The sequence below is a fragment of the Streptomyces sp. NRRL F-525 genome, from assembly GCF_000716605.1.
Taxonomy (GTDB): domain Bacteria; phylum Actinomycetota; class Actinomycetes; order Streptomycetales; family Streptomycetaceae; genus Streptomyces.
Map to the genome: position 1 here is coordinate 80158 of NZ_JNXE01000019.1, position 11384 is coordinate 91541.

Annotated in this window: 9 protein-coding genes; 5 read left to right on the top strand and 4 right to left on the bottom strand. The window is 70.8% G+C overall.

Annotation, left to right across the window (positions count from 1 at the left end):
- The first annotated feature begins 335 nt into the window (after positions 1 to 335).
- Positions 336 to 1955, top strand: a complete 1620-nt coding sequence (locus OO69_RS26455) for a hypothetical protein (protein ID WP_033283288.1) — start codon at positions 336 to 338, stop codon at positions 1953 to 1955.
- An 87-nt stretch (positions 1956 to 2042) separates the two neighbouring features.
- A complete protein-coding gene (locus OO69_RS26460; protein ID WP_234444530.1) occupies positions 2043 to 4085 on the top strand; it encodes a PQQ-binding-like beta-propeller repeat protein in 2043 nt (680 codons plus the stop codon).
- A gap of 80 nt (positions 4086 to 4165) precedes the next feature.
- Here the strand turns inward: OO69_RS26460 and OO69_RS26465 are convergent, their stop codons facing one another.
- Positions 4166 to 5260, bottom strand: coding sequence for a LacI family DNA-binding transcriptional regulator (locus OO69_RS26465; RefSeq protein ID WP_033283289.1), 1095 nt, complete (start codon positions 5258 to 5260; stop codon positions 4166 to 4168).
- 301 nt (positions 5261 to 5561) lie between these two features.
- On the opposite strand from OO69_RS26465, the gene OO69_RS26470 reads away from it, so the two are divergent.
- The 3 genes from OO69_RS26470 to OO69_RS26480 all read left to right on the top strand — a co-directional run bounded on the left by OO69_RS26470 (position 5562) and on the right by OO69_RS26480 (position 8550).
- Complete coding sequence (locus OO69_RS26470; RefSeq protein ID WP_033283353.1) at positions 5562 to 6230, top strand: lysophospholipid acyltransferase family protein; 669 nt, start codon at positions 5562 to 5564, stop codon at positions 6228 to 6230.
- A gap of 118 nt (positions 6231 to 6348) precedes the next feature.
- Positions 6349 to 7569 carry a metallophosphoesterase gene (locus OO69_RS26475; RefSeq protein WP_033283290.1) on the top strand — a complete coding sequence of 407 codons (1221 nt, stop codon included), beginning with the start codon at positions 6349 to 6351 and terminating at the stop codon, positions 7567 to 7569.
- Positions 7570 to 7803: 234 nt separating this feature from the next.
- Positions 7804 to 8550 (top strand): IclR family transcriptional regulator, encoded by a 747-nt coding sequence (locus OO69_RS26480; RefSeq protein ID WP_033283291.1) that lies wholly within the window; start codon positions 7804 to 7806, stop codon positions 8548 to 8550.
- A gap of 47 nt (positions 8551 to 8597) precedes the next feature.
- Here OO69_RS26480 and OO69_RS26485 read toward each other — a convergent pair whose 3' ends face one another.
- From OO69_RS26485 to OO69_RS26495, 3 genes are all read right to left on the bottom strand, one after another.
- Positions 8598 to 9728 carry an aromatic ring-hydroxylating oxygenase subunit alpha gene (locus tag OO69_RS26485; RefSeq protein ID WP_033283292.1) on the bottom strand — a complete coding sequence of 377 codons (1131 nt, stop codon included), beginning with the start codon at positions 9726 to 9728 and terminating at the stop codon, positions 8598 to 8600.
- Positions 9729 to 9820: 92 nt separating this feature from the next.
- A complete protein-coding gene (locus OO69_RS26490) occupies positions 9821 to 10990 on the bottom strand; it encodes an NAD(P)/FAD-dependent oxidoreductase (RefSeq protein ID WP_033283293.1) in 1170 nt (389 codons plus the stop codon).
- Positions 10987 to 11349, bottom strand: coding sequence for a bifunctional 3-phenylpropionate/cinnamic acid dioxygenase ferredoxin subunit (locus tag OO69_RS26495; RefSeq protein WP_033283294.1), 363 nt, complete (start codon positions 11347 to 11349; stop codon positions 10987 to 10989). Before OO69_RS26495 ends, OO69_RS26490 begins: the two co-directional genes overlap by 4 nt.
- Positions 11350 to 11384 lie beyond the last annotated feature (35 nt).

Genomic DNA, 11384 nt, shown 5'->3' on the forward strand with positions numbered 1-11384 from the left:
GGCTCTCGGTCACGCTCCCGTAACGACTGGGACATCCGGCGATGACATCGAATCCGTGTCGAGGCATTTCGTGTTTTCGGGTGCTTTTGATGTCGCCGTACGGGGATAGTTCGGTGGATTCCCCGATGCGTTCGTGGGTGGCGATCGGCGACGATGGGTGTGGGTGCTGCTTGTGTTTCGCTCCTGCCCGGGGGGCTTGGGCTGACCGGGGTCGCGTTCTTCATTCGCGTACGGAAGGGGCGGGCGCCGGGGCTTCGTGCGCCGAGGGGGACGCAGGTATCCCGAGGGGGAATGCAGGCATGAGGGGGGACGCAGGCACGAGGGGGGATGCGGGTATGTCGAAGAGGCTGGCCCTGTGGGGCGAGGATCTTTTCTTGAGTCGGGAGTGGGAGCGGCGTCGCGGTCTCGCGCCGGAGAGTCATGCGGAACTCGGCCTGGTGCAACGGGGGTTCGAGCCCTGTCTGCTGACCGCGCTCCGGCTGTCGCTGGGGACGGAGCTGGACACTCGTGTCTCGACCGGGTGGTTCCGGCAGGCGCTGGCCCGCACGGGATATCTCGCCCGCGCGGCCGAGTCGGCGTACACGATCAGCGACGAGGGGAAGCGGGGTGAGGAACTCCTGACCCTGGTGAAGGCCGCGGCCAACGCCGAAGACCTGCCCTGCGCACAGGAGTTGGCCGAGTCGATCACCGAGCGCCAACTGCGGGACATGGCGCTCGTCGCCCTGGTACCGGTGTGGGCCCGGGCCGGGGAACGCGATCGGGCTGTCGCCGTGGCGGAGAGCGTCCGCTACCCGCACAACTGGGGGAAAGTCTGGGCGTTGTTGGCGAAGGTGGTGGTGGACAACGGTGACACTCCCGACGCCCTGGGGTTCGCCGATCGCGCCGACGCCGAGGTGAGTTCCTCGGGTTTCGACGGGACGGGAGAGGTGCTTGCCCTTCTCGCGGAGGTGGCCGAGGCCGCCGGCGACCAGGTCCGGGCGGCCATGCTCGCCGACCGGGTCGAGGACTTCGCGCGGTCCCATAGACGGAACCCTTGGAGTCAACCCGGGCCGCTGGCGCGGGTGTTGGTCCGGGAGGCGTTGGGAGGGGACTTTGACCGGATCGATGCGCTGCTGGGCCGACGGCTCGGGAGCGGGAGCGCACCCGAAGGCGGGGAGAGGTCATGGGGAGGTGACGAAACCGGCGGCCAAGGGATGGCTCGCCGCGGGGGCGCGGATCCGGACCTGCTCGTCAAAGCCCTGCCGGCGCCCCGTTCCCCTTTCGGACTCTCGGACATGGCCTATGTGCTGGACGCGGTCGCGGAGGCCGGTGCCCAGGATGTCGCCCTCGCCCTGACGGACCGGGCGGAGGCGCTGCTCGACACCGCCGTCGGCGCTGATCACGGCCATCTGCTGCACGCCCTGACCCTTCTGCTGGCCCGCCGCGGGCAGGTCGAGCGGGCCATGGCGCTGGTCGAGCGGATCGTCCCCGAGTGGCGCGCGGGGCGACAGGCGGAGATCGTCGGGCAGTTGGCCCGCTACGGCGACACGGGCCGGGCCGAGGCTCTCGCGTACAGGATCACCGACCGCCGGGCGCAGACCAGGGCGTTGATCGACGTGGTCCGGGAGTTGGCCCGGCGCGGCGATCCGGATCGGGCCGAGACCGTGGCCCACTCGATCACCGACCGCTGGTCGAAAGGCGAGGCGCTGATCGCGGTCGTCCGGGAACTCGCCCGGCACGGCGATCCGGACCGGGCCGAAGCCCTCGCCCACTCGATCGCCTACCGCGCGACACGGGCCCGCGCACTGGCCGTACTCGCGGAGCTGTCCGATCCGCCCCGCGCCCGCAGACTCGCCGTACAGATCATGGTGGTCGACGGGTGGCAGGCTGCCCTGCCCCTGCTGGAACGGATCGCGCCCCGGGCGGTGGTGACCGTCGCCGATCAGGCCGACGCGCCGCTGCGCGACGGGGCGTGACGTGCCCGCCCCGCACCGGGAACCCGCCGCCTCCCTCCGTTCTCTTTCCTTCCGCTCCTTGTCACTGCCGACTGCGAGACTCACCCCATGATTCAGAAGTTGCCCCTGAACAGCCCGCGTTGGCGTGACCTCGACGGTGTGACGGCCGAGGAGGTGCAAGTGCTCCTGGAGCACATGACCTCGACTGCCGTCACGGGCGCCGACGTTGACTGGCGGCAGACCTGGACGCACATGACCGACGACCTGCTGGCCGACGGAACGGTCTACAACAGCGCCTACGCGGCCCTCCCCCATCTCGTCGAGGCGGCTGCGGAGTTGCCACCGGAGCAGTCCGTGGACTTCTGGGTGGACATGGGCTTCATCGTGACCGCGGAGGACAGGCCCCCCGTCCCGGCCGATCTGGAGCCGGCGTTCAGCGCCGCGCTCCGGCTGGCCGAGCGGGCGGCCGCGCGGAGCCTCCTCGACGCCGGCGTTCCCGCGAAGGTCTGCGGCCAACTCGCCCTGAGCTGCGTCGCCTTCGCCGGTCACCGCATCGGTGCGGCGCTGTGGAAGGTCGAACCCGGCGAAACTTACCTTCAGTTGGTGTGTCCTGAGTGCGAGTCCGACACCGAGATACTCAAGTTCTTCGTGGACCCGGGACATCCGCCCTTCGGGGCACCCGAGTTGCCCGACCCGGAACGCGCCCGCCAGGGACAGCACCCCTGGGGCGAGGTCGCCGACGCACTGCGGGCGGAGACGCTGGGGCAGGAGTGGGAGCCCTTCCTCCGGGTGGCGCGTGCCGTCGCGGCGGCCGGGGTTCCCGTCGAAACACCGGAGCCTGCCGTCCTGTGCCTGGTCGCCGGGATGGTCGCGGCCAAGGGCGCCCCGCACTGGGCCGGCAGCGAATGGGCCCGCCAACTGGCCTTGCTCGCCGGGCACTTCCGCTGCTGGAACTGCGAACAGAGCTGGACGATCGCCGACGGCCTGGTGGAGAACCCGGACGGCGCCCGTCCGCAGGGCGCTCCCACGCCGACATCGACGGCGCAGCCCACGGCAGTCGAACCAGCCGGGACAGCAGCAGGTGAAACACCCGGAGCACCCACCCGTCTACGGCAGGACGGCAACGTTCTGCTCGCGACTGACGGCACGCCCTGGGGCCGTATGACCGTCTTCTCCAATTCCGCGTTCTCCGATTCCGCACCGGACTCGTCCGGCGCCGTCGACTCGCTCACGCCGGTGCCCCTCCCCGGCGGGACGACGCTCGTGGCCGGTGCCGGGGACAGGGGCAAAGTGTGTCTGTGGGACGCGACCAACGGCCGACTCGTCCACGGGCCACTCGCTGAACATCCCGACCGTGTCCGCGCGTTGACGGCGCTGCCCCTCCCCGATGGCCGCGTCCTCCTCGCGAGCGGAGGCGACTCCGGGTCGATCGGCCTGTGGGATGCCGTCACTGGGCGGCCGGTTCGCGAACCCGTCGCCAACTGGCTCGGCGAGGTGACCGGGATGTGCACCGCGACTCTCGCCGACGGCCGGATCCTCCTCGTCACCGCCACCTCCCGGGGCGCGGTCCGGTTGAGGGACCCGGCCACGGGTGAACCCGTCGGGCGGCTCAACCCCTCCGGCCGTCCGATCCGGTCGATCGCCTCCGTCGCGGTCGTCGGCGGCCATACGTTGATCGCGGCCGCGGACACCCAGGGCGGCGTCCACATGTGGGATCCGGCCGTCGACGACCCCTGGGACCCGGGCGCGGCCGTGCAGTTGAAGGACCGTGCGCTCAGCGATGCCGGACACCGGGTGGCAGCTGTCGCGGCGGTGCCCACGCCCGACGGAACCCTGTTGGCCACCGCCGACGATCGCGGCGTAGTCATGCTGTGGGACCCGGCCACCGGAACGCCGGTCGGCGAGGGACTGCCTCCCGCGACGGGCACCGCGGGCCCACCGGTCATGGCCGCCGCCACAGCACACGACGGGCGCACCGTCCTGGTCACCGGCGCCAGGCGCGGGCACGACCTGCGGGTATGGGAGCCGACGACCGGCGCGGTCCGGCAGATATCCCTGGAGGTGACCATCACCTGCTTGGCCGCCGCAGGCTCCGACGTGATCGTCGGACACGACCGCGGAGTTCTCGGAATCCCGCTCACGAGGCAGTGAACCGACCCCGTTCCGACCCACCGGCAACCACTGCGAACCCTTGACTATCCGTCAGACGAACTCGTCAACCCGCCCACAAACTAGCCCAGTTGAGTTCCGCTTCCCTCAACCTCACCGCACCCACAGCTACCCCGACGCACCACGGTCACCGGGAGCATCAGCGACACGGGTTCCTTGTCGGGCCCTCCGCTGAGTCGCTGGACGAGCAACTCGGCCGCTTGCTCCCCCAGCCGCAGCATGGGCTGACGCACCGTCGTCAGGGCCGGCCGTACGAGCCGGCCGAGCGGGATCCCGTCGAAGCCCGTCACCACCACGTCCTCGGGGACGCGCAGCCCCCGCCGCTGCAACGCGTGCAGGGCGCCGACGGCCATCTGGTCGTTGGCGAAGAGGAGCGCCTCGGGCAGCGGGTCCTCGCGGTCGGCCAGGGCGTTCACCGCGTCGGCCCCGTCGGCCTGCCTCATCATCGGCATCCGTAGGACCGGTCCATCGGCCGTTTCCACGTCCGCTGCGGCACAGGCCTCCAGGAAGCCCCGGAAGCGGGCCTCGACGTCCGGCGACTCCTCGGCCGAGCCGATGTACGCGAGGCGCCGCAGGCCGTGGTCCTCGATGAGGTGGCGGGTCAGTTCGCGCTGGCCGTCGGAGTTGGCGACCTCCAGGTGGTCCAGGTGGTCGAGGTGGTCGCCGCCCTCGCGGGGGCCGGCGAGCATCACCACGGGCTGGCGGCGGGAGATCACCTCCAGTTCCTCGGTCGGCACGGTACGTGCCATGACGGCGAACCCGTCGACGCGTCCCGCCACCTTGGCCACCAGGCTCTCCGGCCCGCCCTTCAACGAGGCGGCGATCAACAGCGCGTATCCGTGCCGACGGGCGGTGCGTTCCATGCCGCGGATGATCTGGTCGGAGTAGAGCATCGCCGCGTCGTCGTCCTCGGCGTCGGTGTCCTCCGCGTCCGGATCGGAGTAGTCGGGGAAGCACAGCCCCAGGACACCGGTGCTACGGCTGGCCAGCCCGCGCGCGTTGCCGCTGGGTACGTAGCCGAGTTCCCGGGCGGCCGCGAGAACCCGCTCCCGGGTCTGGGCCCGCACCGAGTCGGGGTTGCGGTAGACGCGGGACACCGTGGCGATCGAGACGCCGGACCGGTTGGCCACGTCGTACACGGTGGGGACGGTACTCATGGGACGGAATCCTCATGTGGTCGGTGCACATCGCGGCGTCAGCGCGCGATGGTTGCACGGGATGCAAGGACGGGATGCAAGGACGGGATGCAAGGACGTGATGTCAGTACGCGATGCCAGCACGTGATGTAAGCGCATTCACCCTAGGGGTTGACCAGGTCAGGAGCAAGGCGCCGAGTCGGGGGCGGCGGACCGTCGGTGGGGTGAGTACGCGTACTCATGCCCCCGGCCGCCCCGCCGCGTGACGATACAGATCGTCCACACACCGGGCACCACCGGCAGATCAGAGAGTCAGCACCACGTGCTCAGCGCCTTCGCCCGTACCGTCGTCCCCCTCCTCGGCCGCCTGACGGTGACCACCACTGGGACCGCCCGCACCATCGCGCCCGGCAGCATCGTCGCGCCCAACCACACCGCTCTCGCCGACCCCGGACTCGTGCTGGCCGCGCTGCACCGGCTGGGCGTCGAGCCGGTCGTCCTCGCCACCGCGGGACTGTGGAAGATCCCCATACTCGGCCGCCGTCTCACCCGCGAGGGCCACATACCGGTGCACCGGGGCAGCGGTAGCGCGGCGGCGGCGCTGGACCTGGCGGCCGAGGCCCTCGCGGCCGGCCGGGTCGTGGTGATCTACCCCGAGGGCGGACTCCCCCGCCGCCGCGACTCCGCCGACCGCGAACCGGGCACCTTCCGCACCGGCCTGGCCCGCCTGGCGATCACCACCGGCGCGCCCGTCGTCCCGCTCGGCCACGCCGGTGCCCGCCGGATCGTCTCCGGCGGCCGGGTCAAGCAGCTCGCCGGAGTCCTCACCGCACCGCTGCGCCGCCCCGACCTCCACGTCCACCTCGGCGAACCCGTCCACCTCACTGGCGACATCGGCGAGGCAACCGCCCATGCCCGCACGGCAGTTGGGGCAGCCTGGCAGCAGGCTGTCGGTCAACTACCGTCCTCCCGCGGCGCATCGCTCCCGTAGAGGCGAGGCAGAGGGATCACACGCGGGTGGCCGTCCCGCCCCATGAACACCCGCCCGGCCGGCCAGAGGGCGACCGGATACAGTGCGCGAGACGGCAGCCCGGTCAGATAGGGGAAGCGTGACCGACACCAATGACACCCGCCCCGCCGACGGCGAAGTGCGGGCTCCGCGGCGGAGCCGGCTTCAGCGCCTGATGCGCTACCTCCCCCTCATCGCCCCCGTGCTGCTGTGGGCCGTGCCCTGCTGGGTGCTCCTGTACACCGGCCAGCACTGGCCGTTGGCCGTCGCGCTGGCCGGCACCGCCCTGTTCGTCCTCGGCCTCGTCACCATGCCGCTCGCGATGGGGCGCGGCCACGGCCGGCGTCAGCAGGACCGGGCGGCGATCGTCGGGGACACCCTGCTGGGCGCGAGTTGGGTGCTGTTCACCTGGTCCGTGCTGCTCGGCATCCTGCTGCGGCTCGCCCTGACCCTGGCCGGGGTCGGCGACGGCCAGGACCGGGCGCGCACCGTCACCTGGGCCGTCCTCGGCACCACCGCCGTCCTGCTCGTCTGGGGATACGCCGAAGCCCGTCGCGTGCCCCGCGTGCGCCGCCTCGACGTCCAACTCCCGCGGCTGGGCGCCGGGTTGGACGGCGCCCGCGTCGCCCTCATCACCGACACGCACTACGGCCCGCTCGACCGCGCCCGCTGGTCGGCGCGGGTGTGCGAGACGGTGAACACGCTGGAGGCCGACCTGGTCTGCCACACCGGCGACATCGCGGACGGCACGGCCGAACGCCGCCGCGCCCAGGCCGTCCCGCTCGGTACCGTGCGGGCGACCCACGCCCGGGTCTACGTCACCGGCAACCACGAGTACTACACCGAGGCCCAGGGCTGGGTCGACCTGATGGGCGAGCTGGGCTGGGAGCCGCTGCGCAACCGGCATCTGCTGCTCGAACGCGGGGGCGACACCCTCGTGGTCGCCGGCGTGGACGACGTCACCGCCGAGTCCTCGGGCCTGCCGGGCCACCGCGCCCATCTCGACGGAGCCCTGAACGGCGCCGACCCCGACCTGCCCGTCCTGCTCCTGGCCCACCAGCCCAAGTTCATCGACCGGGCGGCGGCCGCCGGCATCGACCTCCAGCTCTCCGGCCACACCCACGGCGGCCAGATCTGGCCCTTCCACCACCTGGTCCGCATCGACCAGCCCGCCCTGGCCGGCCTGAGCCGCCACGGCACCCGCACCCTTCTCTACACCAGCCGCGGCACCGGCTTCTGGGGCCCGCCGTTCCGCGTCTTCGCCCCCAGCGAGATCACCCTGCTCGTGCTGCGCTCCCCGCAGCCGCCCACCTCGTCGTAGCACCGGCCGGGCCGGCGCACCCACTTGACGCACAACCTGTGCACAGATTCGCCGGAACTCCCGGAAACCCGCAGGTAGAGGCGGTGTGCGCCCGGCTCGTGAACCACCCGGTACCAGGCGAAAAGGCCTGATCAGAGTCCGCATCGTAAACAGGTTGTACCGCACTACGCGTATAGTTTCGCTGTGAGCAACTACAGTCCAGATACTGAAACGTCAGGTTCGCAGTCCGGCGGAGTGCAGTCCGTGGACCGTGCCATCAGCGTGCTGGAGATCCTGGCCCAGCGTGGCGAGGCCGGTGTCAGCGAGGTGGCCGGCGAGATCGAGGTTCACAAGTCGACCGCGTTCCGGCTGCTCGGGGCGCTGGAGGCGCGCGGGTTGGTCGAGCAGGCGGGCGAGCGCGGCAAGTACCGGCTGGGCTTCGGGATCGTGCGGCTGGCCGGCGCGGTCACCGGCCGCATCGACATCACGCAGCAGGGCCGCCCGGTCTGCGAGCGCCTCGCCGAGGAGATCGGCGAGACCGTCAACATCGCCGTCATGCAGGAGCAGTACGCGATCAACCTCTACGAGGTCCGCGGCCCCGGCGCCGTCACCGCGCACAACTGGGTAGGAGAACTCACCCCGTTGCACGCCACCTCCAGTGGCAAGGCCCTGCTGGCCCACCTGCCCGCCAAGGAGCGCACCGCGCTGCTGACGGAGGCCGGCCTGAAGAAGGTGACCCCGCACACCATCACCTCGAAGTCGAAGCTGGAGAAGAACCTCGCCGAGGCCCGGGAGCGCGGATACGCCTGGACCCTGGAGGAGTTGGAGCTCGGACTGCACGCAGTGGCCGCGCCGGTGCGCAACCGCGACGGCGAGGTCATCGCGGCGGTCAGCGCCTCGGGACCGGCGTACCGGTTCACCGAGGAGCGACTGCACGAACTCGCGCCGGTCCTGGTCAAGGGCGCCGAGGAGATCAGTCACCGCATGGGGTACCTGGGCTGAGTCGCCCCGGTCTCAACCCTGTTGGGGCCAAGGTCCGGGCGGCTGAGTCACCCCTGGCTGATCCCCAGGCGCTCGTTCACCCAGTCGTGGAACGCTCCAATGTGGTGCTCGCTGGGCACCAACACCCCGCCCTTGGCGTACATCCGGGAACTCATCCCGGGCTGCGTGCGCTCGCACGCCTCGAAGTCCTGGCGGTTGACGCGGTCGAAGAGTTCCACGGACCGGCTGACGTCCTTGCCGCTCTCGACGACGTGCGGGAGATAGAGCCAGTCGCACTCGACGATCGTGCGGTCGACGGCCACCGGGTACATCCGGTGGAAGATCACGTGGTCGGGGACGAGGTTGATGAACACCTGCGGCTTGATCGTGATCGCGTAGTAACGGCGGTCCTGGTCGTCGCTCACGCCGGGAATGCGGTCGAGTCCTTCCGAGCCGTCCACGGTGAATCCCCGCACCTCCTCACCGAACTCGGCGCCGTGGCCGACGTAGTACTGCGCGGCGTAGCCGTCCGCGAACTCCGGTAGCACCTCGGTGAGTTCGGGGTGGATCGTGGCGCAGTGGTAGCACTCCATGAAGTTCTCGATGATGAGTTTCCAGTTGGCCCTGACGTCGTAGACGATGCGCCGGCCCACCGAGAGATGGTCGATGTCGTAGTGGTCGAGGGACTCGACGTCGCCGAGCCGGTTGACGACCTCGCTGATGACGTCCTCGTCAAACGACGGTGGGTTCTCCGCGAGGTTGACCCACACATAGCCGAGCCATTCGCGCACCGCGACACTCACGAGCCCGAACTCGGTGCGGCCGACGTCGGGCATCTTCGTCAGGTTGGGCGCCGCGACGAGCTTGCCGTTCAGGTCGTACGTCCAGGCGTGGTACGGGCATTGGAAAGCCCGTTTGACCTCGCCGGTCTCCTCCGTGCAGAGCTTGGCGCCGCGGTGCCGGCAGACGTTGAAGTAGGCGCGGATCGAGTTGTCGCGGGCGCGTGTGACGAGGATGCTCTCGCGGCCCACGTCCACGGTCCGGAAGGCACCGGGTTTGGCCAGGTCGGAGGAGCGCACGGCGCAGAACCACATCGTCTCGAAGATGCGTTCCTGTTCCTGGGCGAAGATGCCCGGGTCCGTGTAGGAGGAGCCGGGCAGGGTGGCGATCAGGCTGTCCGGCAGGCTGGTCGAGGTCACAGTGCACTCCTCGGAGAACGTCGTGGGTCGGTCATGCACGCGCCGGGAAGAGCGACTCCGGACGGTGTGGTGGAACGGTGTGCTCGTGTGGGTCAACTCACCGTGGCGGCAAGCTGCTTGCGCCACCGCATGAACAGGCGCGGCTGGTTCATCGCGAGCACGGCGACCGGCTGCCCGGCACACCGGTAGACGGCGAGGAAACTGCGGTCGCCGGTGGCACCCTCCTCGACGGTCACGCTGTCGGCACCGGCCGCGTGACCGGCGAACTGGATCTTCACGCCGTACTGGTCCGACCAGAAGTACGGCGGCCTCGACGCCCCCGCCTCCACCGCACCCCACGACAACAAGGCGGCCACAGCGGCCTCGGGCCGCTCCCGCGCCCCGGTCCAGTGCTCGACCCGCCGGTGCGAACCCGCCCGCGGGTCATACCAGTTGGCACAGTCTCCTACGGCGACCACGCCGGCGAGGCTGGTCCGGCCGTCGGCACCGCACTTGACGCCGTTGTCGAGCTCGACCCCCGAACCCTCCAGCCACTCGACGCAGGGCCGCGCGCCGACACCGACAACGACCATGTCGGCGGGGACAGTTCGCCCGTCCTCCAGCAGCACGGCGTCGACACGGGCCTCTCCGCTCAGCCCTTTGACCCCGACACCGCACAACAGCCTTACGCCGTGGGCCTCATGGAGGGCGGAGACGATCCCGCCCATGGTCTCGCCGAGGGGTCCCGCGAGGGGGGTCGGTGCCGCCTCGATCACCGTCACGTCGAGTCCGAGGGCATACGCCGTGGAGGCGACCTCGGCGCCGATGAACCCGCCGCCGATCACCACCAGCCGTCCGCCCAGGGCGAGTTCGTCGCGCAGGGCGCGGGCGTCGTCCAGGGTGCGCAGGGTGTGCACCCCGGTCAGTCCGTCCGTGCCGGGCAGGTTCCGCGCCACCGCGCCGGTCGCGACGACGACACCGTCGGCCCGCACCTCCCGACCGTCGTCGAGGAGCAACACCCGTTCCGCGCCGTCGACTTGGAGCCCGACGGCACGAGTGCCGAGCAGCCACTCGGCGCACAGGTCCTCGTCGTCCGTCTCCAGCAGGAGATCGTCCTCGGCCAGGGTCCCGGCCAGGAACTCCTTGGACAACGGCGGTCTGTCGTACGGGCGATGGGGTTCGTCGCCGATGACGACGAGCCGTCCGTCGTAGCCCTGCTTCCGCAGCGAGCGCGCCGCCGACAACCCGGCCAGCGAGGCGCCCACCACGGCCACGGTCCTCACGCGGGGCCTGGGGCGAGCCGGGCCGCGACGCAGGGCGGCAGGTTCGGGGCGTCCGTGGACGGCACGACGTAGATCATGCCGTCCTGGACCAGAACCTCGTGCGTACGCACCGGGCGCTTGGCCGGCGGAGCGTCCACGGCACCCGTCCGCAGGTCGAACTTCGAAGCGTGCAGCGGGCATTCCACCTCGCAGCCCTCCAGCCAGCCGTCCGCGAGCGAGGCGTCCTGGTGGGTGCACGTGTCGTCGATGGCGAAGACCTCGCCGTCGTCGGTGTGGAACACCGAAACCGGCGGATCGATGTCGAGCCGGTAGGCCTCGCCTCGCGGCAGATCCACGAGAAGGCACGCGGGAATCATCATGACACCTCGGTGCGTATAGCGAAACGGATTGCGGT

Excerpts from the sequence above, each read along its gene's own strand:
- OO69_RS26455 (WP_033283288.1), top strand. The coding sequence starts at position 336 with ATGTCGAAGAGGCTGGCCCTGTGGGGCGAGGATCTTTTCTTGAGTCGG.
- OO69_RS26460 (WP_234444530.1), top strand. The coding sequence starts at position 2,043 with ATGATTCAGAAGTTGCCCCTGAACAGCCCGCGTTGGCGTGACCTCGAC.
- OO69_RS26465 (WP_033283289.1), bottom strand. The coding sequence starts at position 5,260 with ATGAGTACCGTCCCCACCGTGTACGACGTGGCCAACCGGTCCGGCGTC.
- OO69_RS26495 (WP_033283294.1), bottom strand. The coding sequence starts at position 11,349 with ATGATGATTCCCGCGTGCCTTCTCGTGGATCTGCCGCGAGGCGAGGCC.